The organism is Tatumella ptyseos ATCC 33301, from assembly GCF_000735525.1.
In the GTDB taxonomy this organism is placed as follows: Bacteria; Pseudomonadota; Gammaproteobacteria; order Enterobacterales; family Enterobacteriaceae; genus Tatumella; species Tatumella ptyseos.
In genome coordinates this window covers 36,910-53,652 of record NZ_JMPR01000043.1, presented here as the reverse complement: position 1 = coordinate 53,652, position 16,743 = coordinate 36,910, and the positions used below count along the sequence as shown (strand labels likewise).

The following is a 16,743-nucleotide window of genomic DNA, read 5'->3' as shown; positions in this document are numbered from 1 at the left end:
ATTATTCGTCTTCAAGTTGAGGAGCAACCGCATCATCCGGTATTTTTACATGTACCTGCAGAATACGACGTCTGTCGGCCATCGCGACTTTAAACAGATAGTTGTCAATGGTGATGCTTTCACCTCTGGCAGGTAAATGCCCGAAACTTTGCATCACCAGACCCCCGATAGTATCGACTTCTTCATCGCTGAAACGGGTGCCGAACATTTCGTTGAAATCTTCAATCGGCGTCAGCGCGCGTAACGAGTAGGAATGACGGCTGAGCTGGCGGATATCGCTACTGTCTTCTTCGTCATACTCGTCTTCGATTTCTCCGACGATAAGCTCAAGAATATCTTCAATGGTGACCAGCCCGGAAACACCGCCGAACTCATCAATGACAATCGCCATATGGTAACGTTGAGAGCGGAATTCTTTCAGCATGCGGTCGACACGTTTACTTTCAGGAACCACGACGACCGGGCGGAGCACATCAGCAATGCTGAAAGGGGCTGAATCACTGCGCATAAAGGGCAGCAAGTCTTTCGCCATCAGAATACCTTCCACATGATCTTTGTCTTCGCTGATCACCGGAAAACGGGAGTGGGCCGATTCGATAATAACATCGAGACACTCTTCGAGGTTCTGGTCTTGTTTCAGGGTGATCATTTGAGAACGCGGGATCATAATATCCCGGACCCGCTGTTCGGCGATTTCCATCACGCCTTCCATCATGTCGCGGGTGTCCTGATCAATCAGTTCTTTTTGTTCTGAATCACGGATAAGTTCCAGTAATTCATCCCGGTTCTGAGGTTCACCGTGGAAAAGCTGGTTGATCAGTAAGGAAAAAAATCCCTTTTTACTGCCGGGGTTGTCGCTGTTTTGTGAATGGTCATCGCTCATGGCGTTTTTTTTTTGTTCTCTCTTGCAGGGAAATAAAACTGCCAGGTCAGGTCACTGGCAGCGTAATAAATAACAGGCGCCGGTTATCCGGCGGCATCTTTCTCTGAAATGTACGGGTCAGCATAACCCATAGCAAGCATTATCTCAGTTTCGATGCCTTCCATCTCTTCGGCTTCGTCATCCTGAATATGATCATAGCCTAACAAATGGAGGGTGCCGTGTACCACCATATGTGCCCAGTGGGCTTCGACCGGTTTACCCTGTTCGGCGGCTTCCTGCTCAACCACCTGACGACAGATGATCAGGTCACCGAGCAGCGGTAAGTCCTCAATACCGGGAGGGGCCTCAAACGGGAAAGACAGAACGTTGGTCGGTTTGTCTTTTCCGCGATAAGCCAGATTCAGCTCGTGGCTTTCGGCTTCGTCCACCAGACGGACAGTGACTTCACTTTCCGGCTGAAAAGGTTCGACGGCGGCACTTAACCAGCGCAGAAACTGAGCTTCGTCCGGAAGCCCTTGCGGATTTTCACAGGCATTCTGTAAGTCCAGAATTACGGTACTGCTCATACATTCTCCTGGCCGGCAGCGAGGGCGGCGCGTTTACGCTCTTCCGCGACTTCTGCCCGGCGTTTTTGATCGGCTTCTTCCCAGGCTTCATAGGCAATGACAATCCGTGCCACCACCGGATGGCGCACCACATCTTCGCTATGGAAGAAGTTAAAACTCAGTTCACTGACATCAGAAAGAACTTCAATGGCATGTTTCAGGCCTGAGCGTGCATTCCGCGGTAAGTCTATCTGCGTGATATCCCCGGTAATTACGGCCTTAGAGTTAAAGCCGATACGGGTCAGGAACATTTTCATCTGCTCGATGGTGGTGTTCTGACTTTCATCCAGGATGATAAACGCATCGTTCAGCGTACGTCCGCGCATATAAGCCAGCGGGGCAACTTCAATCACGTTCCGTTCAATCAGTTTTTCGACCCGTTCAAAGCCAAGCATTTCAAACAGAGCGTCATACAACGGACGCAGATACGGGTCGACTTTCTGGCTCAGGTCACCCGGCAGAAACCCCAGTTTCTCACCGGCTTCTACCGCCGGACGGGTCAGCAGAATACGGCGGACTTCCTGACGCTCCAGCGCATCAACGGCTGCGGCCACGGCCAGATAGGTTTTCCCGGTCCCGGCCGGGCCGATACCGAAGGTAATATCATGGTCAAGAATATGGGCGATATAGCTGGCCTGATTCGGAGTTCGGGGTTTGATGACGCCCCGGCGGGTCTGGATATTCACCGCTTTACCATAATCAGGGACACTCTCCGCCGTTTGTTCCAGCACCCGGCTCTCTTTAATGGCCAGATGAATATCCTCAGGGTCGATATCTTTACTCTGTCCGCGCAGCGGGGCGGTATCCACATAAAGATCTTTCAGGATCTTTTCGGCCGCGTCTACGCATAACGCCTTCCCCGTCAGGGTGAAGCGGTTATCTATCCGGTTGATTTCAATGCCAAGCCGGCGCTCAAGGTGCTTCAGATTATCGTCAAACGGGCCGGTCAGACTCAGCAAACGTTGGTTATCTGCAGGTTCCAGTGCAATTTCACGGGTTTCGATATTCAAACTCATCCTCCAGGTCGCTAAGGGCCGGTTGTACAGCAGAGATCATTCTGGCGCTGACAATCGCAGGGATTGTCGTCACAGAACGGGGTTATCTGTAGGGATATCGGGGCGGAATTCGTAAATTCCACCCCTTTAGCTTAGCAAAGCTGTGACAGTCAGTGTCTGTCACAGCCATTAAGCGCTATCAGGGCTGCCAGATGCCGACACCGGACTCATTTTCTTTCCGGGTACGGGCAATAACGGAGGCGGGGGATTCTGTCACGCGCAGGCCCATGTCTTTCTCGGTACGGACGACGCGACCACGCAGTGAGTTCGGATAAACATCAACGATTTCAACATCAACGAATTTACCGATCATCTCCGGGTGACCTTCGAAGTTCACTACACGGTTGTTCTCGGTACGGCCGGAGAGTTCCATAATGTTTTTACGTGAAGTTCCTTCTACCAGCACACGCTGAACGGTGCCCTGCATCCGGCGGCTCCAGGCCATCGCCTGCTGGCTGATACGCTCCTGCAGGATGTAAAGACGCTGTTTCTTCTCGGCTTCACTCACATCATCCGGTAAGTCTGCCGCAGGCGTCCCGGGGCGTGCTGAATAGATAAAGCTGAAGCTCATATCAAAGTTAACGTCAGCGATCAGTTTCATGGTCTTTTCAAAATCTTCCTGGGTTTCTCCCGGGAAGCCAATGATAAAGTCAGAGCTTATCTGAATGTCAGGACGCGCTTCAAGCAATTTGCGGATGATGGCTTTGAACTCCAGGGCAGTGTGCGCACGCTTCATCAGTGTCAGAATACGGTCGGCACCACTTTGCACCGGTAAGTGCAGGAAGCTCACCAGCTCCGGAGTATCACGGTAGACATCGATAATGTCATCGGTAAATTCAATCGGATGGCTGGTGGTGAAACGGATACGGTCAATACCGTCGATGGCGGCCACCAGGCGCAGCAAATCAGCAAAGGTACAGACTGAGCCGTCAAAGTTCTCACCACGATAGGCGTTAACGTTCTGACCCAGCAGGTTAACTTCACGGACGCCCTGGGCTGCCAGCTGTGCGATTTCAAACAGAATATCATCGCTCGGACGGCTGACTTCTTCACCACGGGTGTAGGGCACAACGCAGAAGGTACAGTACTTGTTACAGCCTTCCATGATAGAAACGAATGCGGTCGGGCCTTCTGCGCGGGGTTCCGGCAGGCGGTCGAATTTTTCGATTTCCGGGAAGCTGATGTCCACGACCGGGCTTTTATTACCACGGACGCTGTTGATCATCTCCGGCAGGCGATGCAGGGTCTGGGGTCCGAAGACGATATCCACATAGTGCGCCCTCTGGCGGATATGGTCACCTTCCTGGGAGGCGACGCATCCGCCGACACCGATAATCAGTTCCGGATTCTTATCTTTAAGATTTTTCCAGCGCCCCAGTTGGTGAAACACCTTCTCCTGAGCTTTTTCCCGGATAGAACAGGTATTCAGTAACAGTACGTCTGCCTCTTCGGCATTTTCGGTCAGCGTATAGCCGTGAGTACTGTTTAGCAGGTCTGACATTTTAGATGAATCATATTCGTTCATCTGACAGCCCCAGGTTTTAATATGTAATTTTTTCGTCATCGAACTGGCCATTGATTCAGTGCAAGGATGTGCAGGCGGCATATTGTAATGCTTTGCTGCTGTTGTGACCAGTGTAGCGGCTTTCCTGATTGTGACGGGATTTTCCGGTACACTGTTGCAAGTTAACATTAACCCGAAAACTTACGGGCAGTTGAGTGTTGGTAAGGATGATAGCATGCAGGAAGATCAATTTGATGTGGTGATTACCGGCGGGGGTATGGTCGGTGCGGCATTGGCTTGCGGCCTTGCCCGGCATCATTTCAGGGTGGCCGTGATTGAGCATCAGGCTGCCCCTGAATTTACCCCGCAAAGTCAGCCCGATGTCCGGATCTCAGCGATCGGTGCATCGTCAGTGGCATTACTGAAAGAATTAGCGGTATGGGAGCGGGTGCAGGCGATGCGTTGTGCGCCTTATCGTCAGCTGGAAACCTGGGAATGGGAAAATGCGCATGCCGTTTTTGATGCCGCCTCTCTGGGATTACCGGAACTGGGCTATATGGTGGAGAACAGCGTCCTGCAGCGTGCGCTGTGGGAGCAGATGCAGGCGCAGGGCGTGACACTACTCTGTCCTGCCACCTTAGCGGTAGCAGAGTCTCAGCCGGACGGCTGGTCTCTGACCCTGGATGATGGCCGGAAAATTCATACCCGGCTGCTGACCGGCGCTGATGGTGCGAATTCGCAGGTACGCCGGCTGGCGGGTATCGGTGTCAGCGGCTGGGAATATGCACAGTCCTGTATGCTGATTTCAGTTGAGTGTGAGCAGTCTCCCGGAGACAGCACCTGGCAGCAATTTACGCCACAAGGCCCGCGCGCCTTTCTGCCCCTGTTTGGCAACTATGCTTCTCTGGTCTGGTATGACAGCGCAGCCCGTATTCGTCAGCTCTCTAAACTGTCTATGGCGCAACTGGAGCAGGAAATTGCGGCTCATTTCCCTGCCAGATGCGGTAAGGTGCGTGCGCTGACTGCTGGTTCATTCCCGTTGATCCGGCGTCACGCCAGCCGTTATGTCCGTCCGGGACTGGCACTGGTCGGGGATGCGGCTCATACGATTAATCCGCTGGCAGGGCAGGGCGTAAACCTGGGTTATCGTGATGTGGATGTGCTGATCGATGTCCTGGCGGAAGCCCGTCGTGAAGGGCACGACTGGTGGCAGCTCGCCACGCTGAATAAATATCAGCATAAACGGTACCGGGATAATTTGCTGATGCAGAACGGTATGGATCTGTTTTATCTGGCCTTCAGCAACCGGAATGCTCCGCTGACCGTTATTCGTAACCTGGGACTCATGGCAGCACAACGGGGTGGCTGGCTAAAGAAAAAAGCACTGAGTTACGCGCTGGGGTTGTAAGAAGCTCAGCCGGCAAGAACGGAAACGGCCTGCGGGTCGTTTTTTTATGGGATATTTATCAGGACGGGTCACAGAAAAGAAAAAAGCCCACCGAGGTGGGCTTTCAAAATTGGCTGGGGTGCAGGGATTCGAACCCCGGAATGCTGGTATCAGAAACCAGTGCCTTACCGCTTGGCGACACCCCAATTTGTTTGGTGGCTACGACGGGATTCGAACCTGTGACCCCATCATTATGAGTGATGTGCTCTAACCAACTGAGCTACGTAGCCTGACTACTGCTTTCAATGTGGCTGGGATACCTGGATTCGAACCAGGGAATGCCGGTATCAAAAACCGGTGCCTTACCGCTTGGCGATATCCCATCTCCGGGGAGCACACTGAAATTGGCTGGGATACCTGGATTCGAACCAGGGAATGCCGGTATCAAAAACCGGTGCCTTACCGCTTGGCGATATCCCAGTTGCTTACCTTAAAAGATAACGTGAAATGGTGCGGGAGGCGAGACTTGAACTCGCACACCTTGCGGCGCCAGAACCTAAATCTGGTGCGTCTACCAATTTCGCCACTCCCGCAAAACATGGTGGCTACGACGGGATTCGAACCTGTGACCCCATCATTATGAGTGATGTGCTCTAACCAACTGAGCTACGTAGCCATGTTTTTTTCGCGTTACCTTCAACGGCGTTGCGGGGCGCATTATGCGGAGTTGGCCCCTGATCGTCAACAAATTTTTTGACGTTTTTTGCCGAAAAAGGGCCGTTTGTCTGGTGAATAACCATAATGATTAATTGTTGTTCGCTTTGTGATGCCGCTTTATGCAATCAGGTCCCGCCCCGCAGCCGTACAGGTCGGAACGTCACAATGATTCAACACGTTGCAGTCAGTCAAAGGGCGGCAGACAGAGCTGCACGGTGCAAAAAACACACACGAAAAAAAAGACCGTTAATCAACGGTCTTTTTCAGAGGGATAGCTGACGGCTTAATAAGCAGACTGATGGACGCCTACGGCACGGCCTGATGGATCATCCATACTTTTGAACGCTTCGTCCCATTCAATGGCTTTTGCTGAAGAACAGGCAACGGACGGGCCACCGGGTACGCATTCTGCTGCGGTCGGTACCGGGAACAATTCTTCAAAGATTTCACGGTACAGATACGCTTCTTTTGACGTCGGCGTATTGTGCGGGAAACGGAAGTGAGCCATTTCCAGTTGCTGATCGGTCACCTGAGCCGCGGCCACTTCTTTCAGGCTATCGATCCAGCTGTACCCGACACCGTCAGAGAATTGTTCTTTCTGGCGCCATGCGACGCTGTGAGGCAGGTAAGAGGAGAAACATTCACGCAGGATATGTTTTTCCATTTTACCGTTGCTGCCACACATTTTATCTTCCGGGTTAATACGCATCGCCACATCCAGGAATTTTTTATCCAGGAAAGGTACGCGAGCTTCCACCCCCCAGGCTGACATGGCTTTGTTGGCCCTGGCACAGTCATACATATGCAGTGCAGCCAGCTTACGCACGTTTTCTTCATGGAATTCTTTAGCGTTCGGCGCTTTATGGAAGTACAGGTATCCGCCAAAGACTTCGTCAGCACCTTCGCCTGACAGCACCATTTTAATGCCCATCGCTTTAATTTTACGGGACATCAGGTACATCGGGGTCGAAGCACGGATAGTGGTGACATCATACGTCTCGATGTGATAAATCACATCACGGATAGCATCCAGACCTTCCTGAACCGTAAAGTTAATTTCGTGGTGCACGGTTCCGAGGGAGTCAGCCACTTCTTTTGCAGCTTTCAGATCCGGCGCACCTTTCAGACCGACCGCAAAGGAGTGCAGCTGTGGCCACCAGGCATCACTTTTATCTTTATCTTCAATACGTTTTGCAGCAAAACGTTTAGTGATTGCCGAGATAATTGAGGAATCCAGACCGCCGGAGAGCAGAACCCCGTAAGGGACATCTGACATCAGGTGGCTTTTCACGGATTCTTCCAGCGCATCTTTCAGAGCGGCTGCATCAGTCACGTTAGCGGCAACGTTGTCATATTCCATCCAGTCGCGCTGGTAATACTGACGGATTTCACCGTCGACGCTGGACATATAGCTGCCCGGCGGGAATTCGCTAATGGTACGGCAGACAGGAACCAGAGCTTTCATTTCTGAGGCGGCAAACAGGTTACCGTGTTCATCATAACCGATATATAAAGGAATAATCCCGATATGGTCACGGCCAATCAGCCAGCTGTTCTTCTCTTTATCATACAGAATAAACGCAAACATTCCCTGCAGGTCATCCAGGAAATCCACGCCTTTTTCCTGATAAAGAGCAAGAATGACTTCACAGTCAGAACCGGTCTGGAACGCGTAGCGATCGCTTAATTTTTCACGCAGTTCCTGGTGGTTGTAGATTTCACCGTTGACCGCCAGGACGTGAGTTTTGTCGGCGTTGTACAGCGGCTGTGCTCCGTTATTGACATCGACAATTGATAAGCGCTCGTGTGCCAGAATCGCCTGGTCATCGGCATAAATTCCGGACCAGTCCGGGCCGCGGTGACGCATCAGACGGGATAATTCCAGCGCTTTCTTACGCAATTCAACGGGATCTGTTTTCAGATCCAGAACACCAAAAATCGAACACATAATCTACTCCTGACTCCATATACGGTAATGTTATTTACACAAACTTGTTATCTGAGTGCAGCCTGTTCCGGCGCGATGTATAAGAAAATGCGCTATTTCACATCCTCCTGGCAAGTTATTTAGCACCTGAATGGAAAATAGTTGATCCGGACGCCGGAATATTAAATTTCATCTAAAAAACCCGGTGTTTTTTTAGATGAAATTCAAAGAAATCTCTTTTCCGGTTATTTTTAAGGCATTCCGGCAGGCGGGGAAATTAGGGGCTGAGCTCAGGGAGTCACGGCAGCAGGGGGCATTGAGTATCATTTCAGCCCGTCGCTGCCGGGCTGAACTATCAGAAAAAGATCGGAGTCAGAAGAGATCAATGTCGGCGACAGACGGATAAATCCAGTCGGGACGGAAAGGCATGACATCGACATCATCGGCACTGGAGACGCCGGAGAGCACCAGGATGGTTTTCAGACCGGCCTGAAAGCCTGCCAGGATATCGGTACGCAGGTTATCGCCGATAATGACGGTTTCCTCAGAATGTGCATGCATCTTATTGAGTGCCGCCCGCATAATGTAAGGACTGGGTTTCCCGACCACGAACGGCCGCCGTGAGGTGATTTTCTCGATGCCGGCGCATAAGGCACCGCAGGCCGGAACGTAGCCCCGGGCATGAGAGTCCGGGTTGGTCGCAATAAAACGGGCCCCGTTAGCCACAAAGAATGCTGCTTTATGCATCATCTCCCAGTTAAACGACCGGGTCTCACCGACGATGACAAAGTCAGGGTTAATATCGGTAATGGTAAAACCGGCTTTATAAAGCTCATGGATCAAGGCGCCTTCACCGATGACATAGGCTTTTTTGCCTTCCTGCCGGCGCAGAAAATCGGCGGTTGCCATGGCTGAGGTATAAAAGACCGAGTCCGGCAGGGTAATACCGGCAGAGGAAAAGCGGTTAGCCAGGTCCTGTTCTGTCTGGGAGGGGTAGTTGGTCAGGACGACCAGCGGTACCTCTTTTTCCAGCAAGCCATGTAAAAACTCTTTGGCACCTTTGACTGCGGTATTATCGTGCATCAATACACCATCAATATCGCAGATTACATTTTTAAGGGTCATCAGGTCAGTCCGGGTCAATGAAATTATAGATGGCATCACTCGCCAAGCAGGTGCTGAAGTAAAAGACCATTCAGCATCGCGCGTTTGGCCAGCGCAAACGCGCCGATAGCGGAACGATTGTCCAGTTGCGATCGTACAACAGGCAAATGACGGCGAAAATCATTGAGTACCTGCGTATCAATACAGCGCTGGATGATCGGAAACAGGACGCTTTCTGCGGCGGTAATGTCGCCTGCCAGCACAATTTTTTGCGGATTAAATAAGTTGATCATCATCGCCAGCGCTTTTCCCAGATGGTAGCCGACGTCTTTTATCAGGTTTTGCGCCAGCGGATCGCCATTATTGGCGGCAGTGCAGATATCCGCCATTGTGCATGCGTCGGCGGTTAATTCACCCGGGTAGCCTTTTGCCAGCAGTGATTGTGCCCGTTTAACTATAGCCGTATTAGACGCGAGGGTTTCCAGACAACCGAAATTACCGCAATAACAGCGTTCTCCTAAAGGATCCACCTGTACGTGACCAATTTCACCCACGTTTCCGTTACTGCCATAAAAAATGTTGCCGTTCACAATAATCCCGGCACCGGTGCCGCGATGGATACGCACCAGAATAGAGTCCGCACAGTCCCGGCTTGCACCAAAATAGTGCTCAGCCAGTGCCAGGCTGCGGATATCATGACCGACAAAACAGGCTGTCTTAAAACGCGCCTCCAGGTTTCTGACCAGCGGCCACCCGGTGTCACCGATGTGTGGCATAAAACGGACAATCCCCTGAACCGGGTCAACCAGCCCGGGTAAAATGACCGAAATGGCGATCAGCTCCTGTAAAACCGGCTCACATTCAATAATAAAGGCATCGATGGCGGCAAACAGCGCCTGTTCCAGCGCCGGTACACTGTCATCGGGGATCGGATAATGCTTTTCGGTCAGCAGGGCTCCGCCCAGATCAAACAGTGCCAGCGTAGTATCTTTGCGACCGAGACGGATAGCGATGGTATGAAAGCCCTCATTCACGGTCACAATTGAGATAGCGCGTCGTCCCCCGGTTGAAGCCTGCTGTTCAACTTCTTTGATCAGACCGCGCTCAATCAACTGACGGGTGATTTTGGTGACACTGGCGGGCGCAAGCTGGCTGATTTCCGCAATCTGTATGCGGGAAATGGGCCCGTCCTGATCAATCAGTTGATACACGGCTGCGCTGTTTAACTGTTTTACAAGATCAATGTTACCAATTTGCGTCTGTCTGCCAGTAACCATTCAATACTTACCTGCTGAAAACTTCGTTACCATTAACGAACGTTTTTAATATATTAAAATCATGCGTGAAAACAGTCAGGTTAGCGACTTTTCCTCGCTGTAGAGACCCCAGTTGCTTTTCAACGCCTATCGCTCTGGCGGGATAAAGTGTGGCCATACGCAGGGTTTCTTCAAGAGAAATCCCCAGATGCTCAACACTGTTGCGGACAGCTTCAATCATGGTCAGTGATGACCCACTCAGAGTGCCATTTTCATCCACACACAAGCCGTTACGATAGTATATTGTTTTACCGGCAAAAATGAACTGTTCAATTTCTGCCCCTGCCGGTGCCGTAGCATCGGTCACCAGGATCAGCTTTTCACCTTTAATTTTTTTCGCATTGCGGATATTCGCGTAATGAACATGCAGGCCATCGGCAATTACCCCGCACCAGATATCAGGTGAATCGAAAATTGCCCCGATAAGCCCGGGCGCGCGTCCGGCAAATGCAGGCATGGCATTATACAGATGAGTGGCACTGCTGATGCCGGCGTTGAAACCCGCCATGGCTTCTTCATAGGTGGCTTCCGAATGTCCGGCAGAGACGATAATTCCTGCCTCACATAACGCGCGGATATCGTCGGTGCTGACTTTTTCCGGGGCCAGGGTGATTTGTGAAATAACGTCAGCATTATCGCAGATAAACTGCAGTAATGAGGCTGAACAGGGGCGGATCAGGGCTGCGTCGTGGGTCCCTTTCTTAACCGGACTCAGCCAGGGGCCTTCGATATGCAGTCCCAGAGCCTGATGCTGATGGCGGGCCAGCCATTCTTTCATGGTACCGACCGCTTTGAAAATCATCTCGTCGCTGCTGGTAATAAGCGTCGGTAAGAAACTGGTACAACCGGATTTTTCATTCGCCCGCTGCATCGTTTCCAGTGTCGTAAGGCTCAGTGCCGACAGTTCGTCATTAAACTGGACCCCTCCGCAACCATTCAGTTGCAGGTCGATAAACCCTGCTGAAATATTTGCCCCCGCGACATCGGTTTGCGGAATATGAGCGGGCAGGGTTTCTGCCGGGCAAATTTCTTCAATCAGTCCGTTGTTCACCACAAGGGCGTAGTTATCCAGTACCTGAAAGCCGGTATAAATCCGGCCGTTTACTAAAGCATACATACCATGGTCTCCCCGGATAACGCCACCGGTTCCGGCGCTACCTGTATTACTAATCAGTTTAAATATTATGAATATTTTCTGCTTCCATTTCACGGAAGTAATTCAGTGTTTTCACTTTCAGCTCCTGCGTGGCTGGGGCATCGCATACGATGATGGATTTTTCATGTAACTGCAGGCAACTGATGGTCCATAGATGGTTGACATTGCCTTCGACGGCGGCCTGCAGAGCCAGTGCTTTCACCTGCCCGGTGACCAGGATCATAATCTCTTCCGCATCCAGTAATGTTCCGACACCGACAGTCAGTGCATATTTAGGGACCTGGCTGACATCGTTATTAAAAAAGCGGGAATTAGCCACCCGGGTTTCCTGCGTCAGCGTCTTAATTCGGGTGCGCGACGCCAGGGATGACGCGGGTTCGTTGAATGCAATATGCCCGTCATTACCGACTCCGCCCATAAAGAGATGTATTTTTCCGTACTGACGGATTTTTTCTTCATAACGGCGGCACTCTTCTTCAATATCGGGAGCATTACCGTCCAGTAAGTTGATGTTTTCTTCGGGAATATCGATATGGTCGAAGAAGTTTCGGTGCATAAAACTATAATAACTTTCCGGATGTTTTCTGGCTAATCCGACATATTCGTCCATATTAAAAGTGACCACATGTTTAAAACTCACCTCTCCGCGCTGATGCATTTCAATCAACGCCTTGTAGGTTTGTAACGGAGTTCCTCCGGTGGGTAACCCCAGGACAAACGGGCGCTCTGCGTTTGGCTGAAAGGCATTAATTCTTTGGGTAATATAGCGCGCAGCCCAGAGTGCGACTCCGGCAGCAGTGTCCAGCGGGATAAGTCTCATGTATTACCTCAATGAAGTGAGTGAAATCAGTTAACAATACGAGGGTGCCGGTTAAAAGATGACAAACGTCAGACATAATAGCACCGGGTCGCTCTGGTTGTGATGATAATTTGTATTATAAAATAAGTTCCCCGGGTCTGCCAGTGGCACGGGGATTGCAAAATAATTTATGTTGACTTTTATCATGTTTTATCAGGAATTAATTTGCGAAGCGAATTAAAATCCTCATACACTCTGCTCGGATTCCGGAGCGAATGTTTTTCGGCCCTTACAGGCGATAACGCTCTGCAGATACACCACATAAACAGCTGGTTTATTAGGGGGAAGTAGTGAGTATATTAAGTTATATGCAACGGGTGGGGCGGGCACTGATGGTGCCGGTCGCGACACTTCCGGCAGCAGCTATCCTGATGGGGGTGGGTTACTGGCTGGATCCGGAAGCCTGGGGTGCAGGGAATGCCCTGGCGGCATTACTGATAAAATCCGGATCGGCGATTATCGATAATATGTCGGTATTATTTGCTATCGGGGTCGCCTACGGTATGTCGAAAGACAAAGACGGCGCGGCCGCATTAACCGGTTTTGTCGGTTTTCTTGTAGTGACGACGCTTTGTTCGCCGGCGGCAGTGGCGATGATACAGAAAATTCCGGTCGATACTGTTCCTGCGGCGTTCGGAAAAATCAATAACCAGTTTGTCGGTATTCTGGTCGGAGTACTTTCTGCAGAAGTGTATAACCGCTTCAGTCATGTGGAACTTCCCAAAGCTCTGTCTTTCTTCAGCGGCCGACGATTAGTTCCGATCCTCGTCTCCTTTCTGATGATCCTGGTCGCTTTTATACTGATGTATGTCTGGCCGGTGATCTTTGGCGGACTGGTCTCCTTTGGCGAACATATACAGAAAATGGGGGCGGCTGGCGCGGGGATTTATGCCTTCTTTAACCGTTTACTGATCCCGGTGGGTCTGCATCATGCCCTGAACTCGGTATTCTGGTTTGATGTGGCCGGTATCAACGATATCCCTAAATTCCTCGGCGGCGCTCAGTCGATTGCGGATGGCACCGGGATTGTGGGTATCACGGGCCGTTATCAGGCCGGATTCTTCCCGGTGATGATGTTTGGTCTGCCCGGTGCCGCGCTGGCAATATGGCGTTGCGCCCGGCCGGAAAACCGCGCCAAAGTCGGCGGAATTATGATGGCGGCGGCTTTTGCCTCTTTCTTTACCGGGATCACTGAGCCGCTGGAATTTTCCTTTATGTTTGTGGCGCCGGTGCTGTTCTTCATTCATGCGGTATTAACCGGCATTTCTGTCTTTATTGCGGCGCAAATGCACTGGATTGCCGGGTTTGGTTTTAGTGCCGGGCTGGTCGACCTGGTCTTATCCACCCGTAACCCGCTGGCTACTCACTGGTATATGCTGATCCCGCAGGGGCTGGTGTTCTTTGTTATTTACTATCTGGTCTTCCGTTTCACTATTCTGAAGTTTGACCTGAAAACTCCCGGTCGGGAACTGGCCGTCAGCGGTGATGAATCCGACGGCTATGATGAGGATGTTGACTCGTCTGTCGGCGATGAGTCAGAAACTGAAACCCTGGCCCGCCGTTATATCAGTGCGGCCGGAGGGTCAGAAAACCTGACCACCATCGATGCCTGTATTACCCGCCTGCGCCTTGGGGTCAGGGACACCGGTAACGTCAATGACCAACTGGCGAAAAAACTCGGTGCCGCAGGGGTCATCCGCCTGAATAAACAGAGTCTTCAGATAGTGGTCGGTACCCGTGCGGAAAGTATCGCCAGTGCAATGAAAATCGTGCTGGCGAAAGGACCGGTAGCCGCTGCCGTGGATCCCGGCAGTGCCCCGAAGGTGGCCGCACCGGAAATGGCGGTACGAAACACTGACATCCCCGGGGTACCTGTCGTGGCGACGCTGGTGGCACCCGTCAGCGGTGAAGTGATTGCCCTGGAAGAGGTCCCGGATGATGCATTTGCCTCTAAAGCGGTCGGTGAGGGTGTTGCCATTAATCCCACCGGGGATACGGTCGTGGCTCCGCTGGCCGGCACCATAGTGAAAATTTTCGCCACCCGCCATGCTTTCTGTCTGGAGTCTGAAGAAGGTGCGGAAATCATTGTCCATATGGGGCTGGATACGGTCTCGTTGCAGGGCGAAGGATTTACCGCGTTGGTCAATGAGGGCGATGTGGTGACAGCCGGTCAGCCGGTATTGAAGATGGATATGGATTATCTGCGGCAGCATGCCCGTTCGATGATAAGCCCGGTCGTGGTCAGTAACAGTGAGGATTACCAGGGCCTGAAGATTCTGGCAACGGGACAGGTCGTGGCGGGTGAAACACCGCTGTATGAAATAAAAGGCTAATCTCTTTACCCGTGACAGAAGGCAGGAAGTGATTCCTGCCTTTTTTTGTCGTTGTTTATCAACAAACGGTTGTTTCCCGACGCTGCTTTGTGGATCATATCCGGTAACTTAACGGGTGACCTGCCCTGATATACGTACTGAGGATATTGAGATGAGTGAGGCAGAAGCCCGCCCAACTAACTTTATTCGTCAGATTATTGACGAAGACCTGGCTAGCGGTAAGCACAAAACTGTGCATACGCGTTTTCCACCTGAGCCGAACGGCTACCTGCATATTGGCCATGCGAAATCTATCTGCCTGAATTTCGGCATTGCGCAGGATTATCAGGGGAAGTGTAATTTACGTTTTGATGATACCAACCCGGTCAAAGAAGATGTTGAATTTGTCGAGTCAATCAAGCGTGATGTGCAATGGCTGGGATACCAGTGGGATGACCAGATCCATTATTCTTCAGATTATTTTGAGCAACTGTATCAGTACGCCGTAGAACTGATCCGGAAAGGGCTGGCTTACGTTGATGAGCTGACTCCGGAACAAATCCGTGAATATCGTGGTTCGCTGACATCTGCGGGTAAAAATAGCCCATATCGTGACCGTAGTCCTGAAGAGAACCTGGCGCTGTTCCGGAAAATGCGTGATGGTGGTTTTGCCGAAGGGACTGCCTGCCTGCGTGCAAAAATCGATATGGCGTCCAGCTTTATGGTGATGCGTGACCCGGTACTGTACCGGATCAAATTTGCGGAACACCATCAAACCGGGGATCAGTGGTGCATCTATCCGATGTACGACTTTACGCACTGTATTTCCGATGCGCTGGAAGGGATCACGCATTCACTCTGTACACTGGAATTCCAGGACAACCGTCGTTTGTACGACTGGGTGCTGGATAATATCTCTATTGAGGTACACCCGCGTCAGTATGAGTTCTCGCGCCTGAATCTGGAATACGCGGTGATGTCCAAGCGTAAACTGACGCAGCTGGTGGCAGAAAATGTTGTAGAAAGCTGGGATGACCCCCGTATGCTGACCGTATCAGGCTTACGTCGTCGTGGCTACACCGCGGCGTCTGTCCGCGAGTTTTGCCGTCGTATCGGTGTGACCAAACAGGATAACATCGTCGAAATGGCCTCGCTGGAGTCCTGTATTCGTGATGATCTGAACGAAAACGCGCCGCGTGCGATGGCCGTTCTTGATCCGGTCCGGGTGGTGATTGAAAACCTGCCGGAAGGCCATAGTGAAGTTATTACTATGCCGAATCATCCTAACCGTCCGGAAATGGGCACCCGTGAGGTGACCTTCAGCCGCGAAGTGTGGATTGATCGTGCTGACTTCCGGGAAGAAGCGAATAAGCATTACAAACGTCTGGTGACCGGCAAAGAAGTCCGCCTGCGTAATGCCTATGTGATCAAAGCTGAGCGCGCCGTGAAGGACGAAGACGGCAACATCACCACTATCTATTGCCAGTGTGATACAGAAACGCTGAGCAAAGATCCTGCTGACGGCCGTAAAGTGAAGGGCGTTATCCATTGGGTCTCGGTCAGTGCCGGTTTACCGGCGGAATTTCGCCTGTACGATCGTCTGTTCAGTGTGCCTAACCCGGGGGCTGAAGACGATTTCCTGTCGACAATTAACCCGGATTCACTGAATATCTGCCACGGTTATGTGGAACAGAGTCTGCAAAATGCAGAAGCCTCTTCACCGTATCAGTTCGAACGTGAAGGGTATTTCTGTGCTGACAGCGTTTATTCCGGACCGGAAAAGCTGGTTTTCAACCGTACCGTCGGGTTGCGTGATACCTGGGCCAAAGCCGGTGTCTGAGTCGTAAAAACGGAGAAAAACGCCACATCAGTGGCGTTTTTTTTTATAAAGAAAATGAGCATGCTTCCGGCATCGCTT

Annotated in this window: 12 protein-coding genes and 6 tRNA genes; 3 read left to right on the top strand and 15 right to left on the bottom strand. The window is 51.4% G+C overall.

All coding sequences use genetic code 11. The features are described from left to right. Position 1 precedes the first annotated feature (1 nt). The 4 genes from corC to miaB form a co-directional block, all read right to left on the bottom strand. Positions 2–883 carry a CNNM family magnesium/cobalt transport protein CorC gene (corC, locus tag GTPT_RS13990; protein ID WP_025902153.1) on the bottom strand — a complete coding sequence of 294 codons (882 nt, stop codon included), beginning with the start codon at positions 881–883 and terminating at the stop codon, positions 2–4. An 83-nt stretch (positions 884–966) separates the two neighbouring features. Next, complete coding sequence (ybeY, locus tag GTPT_RS13985) at positions 967–1,449, bottom strand: rRNA maturation RNase YbeY (protein ID WP_025902152.1); 483 nt, start codon at positions 1,447–1,449, stop codon at positions 967–969. Next, positions 1,446–2,498, bottom strand: coding sequence for a PhoH family protein (locus tag GTPT_RS13980; RefSeq protein ID WP_025902151.1), 1,053 nt, complete (start codon positions 2,496–2,498; stop codon positions 1,446–1,448). Before GTPT_RS13980 ends, ybeY begins: the two co-directional genes overlap by 4 nt. 184 nt (positions 2,499–2,682) lie before the next feature. Then, positions 2,683–4,107 (bottom strand): tRNA (N6-isopentenyl adenosine(37)-C2)-methylthiotransferase MiaB, encoded by a 1,425-nt coding sequence (miaB, locus tag GTPT_RS13975; RefSeq protein WP_029991625.1) that lies wholly within the window; start codon positions 4,105–4,107, stop codon positions 2,683–2,685. A gap of 175 nt (positions 4,108–4,282) precedes the next feature. Between miaB and ubiF the strand changes: the two genes are divergently transcribed. Further along, positions 4,283–5,455: a 3-demethoxyubiquinol 3-hydroxylase gene (gene ubiF, locus GTPT_RS13970; protein ID WP_029991627.1), complete on the top strand. Its 1,173-nt coding sequence runs from the start codon at positions 4,283–4,285 to the stop codon at positions 5,453–5,455. 110 nt (positions 5,456–5,565) lie between these two features. On the opposite strand, the gene GTPT_RS13965 is transcribed toward ubiF, so the two are convergent. The 11 genes from GTPT_RS13965 to nagB all read right to left on the bottom strand — a co-directional run bounded on the left by GTPT_RS13965 (position 5,566) and on the right by nagB (position 12,474). Further along, positions 5,566–5,640, bottom strand: a tRNA-Gln gene (locus tag GTPT_RS13965). Positions 5,641–5,647: 7 nt separating this feature from the next. After that, positions 5,648–5,724: transfer RNA gene (locus GTPT_RS13960), tRNA-Met, on the bottom strand. 18 nt (positions 5,725–5,742) lie between these two features. Continuing rightward, a tRNA-Gln gene (locus GTPT_RS13955) sits at positions 5,743–5,817 on the bottom strand. A gap of 22 nt (positions 5,818–5,839) precedes the next feature. Continuing rightward, positions 5,840–5,914 (bottom strand) — tRNA-Gln (locus tag GTPT_RS13950). A 28-nt stretch (positions 5,915–5,942) separates the two neighbouring features. Continuing rightward, positions 5,943–6,027, bottom strand: a tRNA-Leu gene (locus GTPT_RS13945). Positions 6,028–6,033: 6 nt separating this feature from the next. Then, positions 6,034–6,110, bottom strand: a tRNA-Met gene (locus GTPT_RS13940). Positions 6,111–6,434: 324 nt separating this feature from the next. After that, a complete protein-coding gene (gene asnB, locus GTPT_RS13935) occupies positions 6,435–8,099 on the bottom strand; it encodes an asparagine synthase B (RefSeq protein WP_025902148.1) in 1,665 nt (554 codons plus the stop codon). A 351-nt stretch (positions 8,100–8,450) separates the two neighbouring features. Then, the gene (locus GTPT_RS13930) at positions 8,451–9,203 is read right to left on the bottom strand and encodes an HAD-IIA family hydrolase (protein WP_025902147.1); all 753 of its coding nucleotides are present in this window, start codon (positions 9,201–9,203) and stop codon (positions 8,451–8,453) included. 35 nt (positions 9,204–9,238) lie between these two features. Then, the gene (nagC, locus tag GTPT_RS13925; RefSeq protein ID WP_025902146.1) at positions 9,239–10,459 is read right to left on the bottom strand and encodes a DNA-binding transcriptional regulator NagC; all 1,221 of its coding nucleotides are present in this window, start codon (positions 10,457–10,459) and stop codon (positions 9,239–9,241) included. Positions 10,460–10,466: 7 nt separating this feature from the next. Further along, positions 10,467–11,615 carry an N-acetylglucosamine-6-phosphate deacetylase gene (nagA, locus tag GTPT_RS13920; RefSeq protein WP_025902145.1) on the bottom strand — a complete coding sequence of 383 codons (1,149 nt, stop codon included), beginning with the start codon at positions 11,613–11,615 and terminating at the stop codon, positions 10,467–10,469. 58 nt (positions 11,616–11,673) lie between these two features. Further along, positions 11,674–12,474, bottom strand: a complete 801-nt coding sequence (nagB, locus tag GTPT_RS13915) for a glucosamine-6-phosphate deaminase (RefSeq protein ID WP_025902144.1) — start codon at positions 12,472–12,474, stop codon at positions 11,674–11,676. A 335-nt stretch (positions 12,475–12,809) separates the two neighbouring features. Here nagB and nagE point away from each other — a divergent pair, with 335 nt between their 5' ends. Then, positions 12,810–14,846: an N-acetylglucosamine-specific PTS transporter subunit IIBC gene (nagE, locus tag GTPT_RS13910; RefSeq protein ID WP_025902143.1), complete on the top strand. Its 2,037-nt coding sequence runs from the start codon at positions 12,810–12,812 to the stop codon at positions 14,844–14,846. Positions 14,847–14,997: 151 nt separating this feature from the next. After that, positions 14,998–16,665, top strand: a complete 1,668-nt coding sequence (glnS, locus tag GTPT_RS13905; protein ID WP_025902142.1) for a glutamine--tRNA ligase — start codon at positions 14,998–15,000, stop codon at positions 16,663–16,665. The last annotated feature ends 78 nt before the right edge of the window (positions 16,666–16,743 follow it).